This is a genomic window from Candidatus Magnetominusculus dajiuhuensis, assembly GCF_046044395.1.
GTDB lineage: Bacteria > Nitrospirota > Thermodesulfovibrionia > Thermodesulfovibrionales > Magnetobacteriaceae > Magnetominusculus > Magnetominusculus dajiuhuensis.
The window spans coordinates 1-2803 of record NZ_JBJUSG010000211.1 but is presented as its reverse complement, the minus strand read 5'-3'; the positions used below and the strand labels follow the sequence as shown (position 1 = coordinate 2803).

The 2803-nt window shown below is 45.7% G+C and carries 2 protein-coding genes; both read left to right on the top strand.

Features of this window, described 5'->3' with window-relative positions:
* The first annotated feature begins 244 nt into the window (after positions 1–244).
* The gene (locus AB7D94_RS16910; RefSeq protein ID WP_420267242.1) at positions 245–2452 is read left to right on the top strand and encodes an ATP-binding protein; all 2208 of its coding nucleotides are present in this window, start codon (positions 245–247) and stop codon (positions 2450–2452) included.
* Positions 2449–2775, top strand: coding sequence for a response regulator (locus AB7D94_RS16905; protein ID WP_420267241.1), 327 nt, complete (start codon positions 2449–2451; stop codon positions 2773–2775). The genes AB7D94_RS16910 and AB7D94_RS16905 overlap by 4 nt, the downstream gene beginning before the upstream one ends.
* Positions 2776–2803 lie beyond the last annotated feature (28 nt).

The window sequence follows — 2803 nt, the reverse complement described above, 5'->3', positions numbered from 1 at the left end:
GGGGCTGGTTTTTTATTGTGACACAGTCTGTTCGCGGGAATGACAAAAAAAGAGAGTGGAATGACATATTAGATGTTCATACGTTTATTGTTACTCTATCTTTCCAATATTTCTTATTCTGGCATTCCCGCGAAAGCGGGCATATATGAGAGGGAATTGCTGGTGTGAGTTTCAAATGCGTTTGCCCTGTCTCTATCTGGACAAGGCCGGTAATAATCGGCTATAATCAAATATATAGGGTGATATGTACTTATCTATCAGAAATAAGATATTAGCGGCACATTTTGGTATGGTATTATTCGTTGGGCTGACAATTGGGGCAATTGGATATAGTTTTATCACTACCCATGTTAACATTGACGACCCCAGAGACCTTGAGTTTATGGCCACTATGCTTAAATCAAGGATCTTAGAGGTTCTTGCCCAAAGAAAATCTACATTGTTAACGATATCGGAAAGATTACCGGATAGCCAGAATGCGGATGTTCATACCGATAACTCAAGCCAATACGATCTGACGAAATATCTGACCAGCTTTGTGCGGGAGTTTCCAGTTTTGAGTTATGTTAACCTCAAAGGGGACGAGCTCAGGGCTGTAAATGGGATAATATTCTCCGGCTACATAAGGGATGCATCCATTTTCATAGAAGAAATGTCAGCACAGCACGGGATTGTCGTCTCATACGAACAAAACAACATAGACCTCGGCGTGCCGGCGGTTACGTTAACTGCGGCAAAGTACAGCGGCGGCCAACCCATTGGAAGTTTAAGGGGCAGCGTGCCTGTTGCCGATATTGCGGGTGTTTTGTCAGAGGTTGAGGTTCAGAGGTCTGGAGTTGCCATAGTGCTCGATGACAGAAGGACAATCATCTATGCTGGTAAAAGACCTGATATGGCAGGGAAATCTGTCGATGCCCCTGTTGGCAAAGGCGTAAAACCGGCTGTGTTAAAGAAGGGTGTTGGCAGGGCTTTTATATCAGGGGTTGACAGCATTGTCGCCATTGTACCGATTGAGCAGTTAAGCTTGTGGGTTGCGGTAGTCATACCCTATGCGGAGTTTAGCGCCGATGTGACTAAGATTAAATATGCCACTGCTGGCATATTAATTTTTGCACTGGCTCTAAGCGGTGTGATTTATACCCTCATCACAAGGCACATCTCCACCAAATTAATCAATCCACCAAAAGACGAGGCCGGTGTCCTTACCAACTCGTTTAACCAGATGCTCATGGAGCTGCAAAACACACGGGATGAATTAATCATAGCAAAAGAATATACAGACAATTTGATCGAGACCATCGCAATCGCCGTTCTGGTGCTGACGGAAGACGCCGAGATAGTGAAAGTTAACAAGTCTGTTCATAAGATGTTAGGCCGCACTGAGGACGAGCTGCTCAACAAGCGCATAGACGAAGTATTTGAAAGCGACACTGTTGCCGAAATATTGTATAATGAAGTGATGAGAAATGGATATGTAAAAGATGTCGAGGTAGTGCTGATGGCAAAATACGGGGTGAGGGTTCCTGTTATATTCTCTGCGTCGGCAATTTACGGCAGCGACGGCAATACAATTGAAGAGATTGTGTGCTCAGCACAGAACATAACGCAGCTTAAGCGGATGCAAAAGGTACGCGACATGCACCTCAAGGAATTAGAGACGGCCAATCAACACCTCAAAGACAGCCGTACGCAGTTAGTGCAGGCCGAGAAGCTGGCCTCTCTTGGGCAGATGTTGGCCGGAGTCGCCCATGAGATAAACACACCTTTAGGAATTGGCATAACACTGTCGTCAACCATCACAAGGGAGACAGAACAGATAAAGGCCGCCTTCGATGTGCAGTCACTGCGAAAGGAGCAGCTCAAGGAATATATAGACGATATGATTCAGAGCAGTTCCCTTATTTTTAAGAGCCTTACGCGTACCGCCGACCTTGTCAAGAGTTTCAAGATGGTCTCAGCTGATCAGATCACGCAGGACAGGCGACGTTTCAGGCTAAAGGAATACATAGAGGAAATCATGCTTAGTCTTCAGCCCAAGATGAAAAGACTCCGGCATAATATAGAAATCATATGCGATGAGGGCATAGAACTCGACAGCTATCCAGGTGCAATTGCTCAGATTATAACCAATCTGTTAATGAATTCCCTCATGCACGCCTATGACAAGGGTGTTAAAGGTAACATAATGATTGAGGCAAGCGCCACAGAAGACGGCATTATTATCGAGTACAAAGATGACGGCAAGGGTATGCCCCAGGAATATCTCAAGAGGATATATGACCCGTTTTTTACGACAATGCGCGGCTCTGGAGGCACGGGCCTGGGCCTTCATATCGTCCATAGTATTGTAACGCAGACCCTCGGCGGCTCAATTGAATGCCAAAGCGAGTTGAACGCGGGAACGACATTTACCATTGCATTGCCTGTTATGAAAAAGGAGGCCGCGGCGTGATTAATCACAGTGATAACACCGAGCAGTTCTTCTACCGGTACAGCGGGGAAGCTATTGCACACAATGCCTCCGGAGCGTGGAAGGTAATTATAGTTGACGATGAACAAGAGGTTCACGATATGACACGCCTGTCATTAAAGCACTTTACTTATGACGGCAAGTCCCTTGAGTTTATCAGCGCATTCTCGGCTGCCGAGGCAAACCGCCTCATCGAGGCTCACCCCGATACGGCTGTCATCCTTTTAGACGTCGTTATGGAAGAGGATAACTCAGGGCTGCTTGTTACGAAATATATCAGAGAAAAACGGATTGATAGTAAATAGTGATGTTGTGAATGAAAACAACGACATA

Excerpts from the sequence above, each read along its gene's own strand:
- AB7D94_RS16910 (WP_420267242.1), top strand. The coding sequence starts at position 245 with ATGTACTTATCTATCAGAAATAAGATATTAGCGGCACATTTTGGTATG.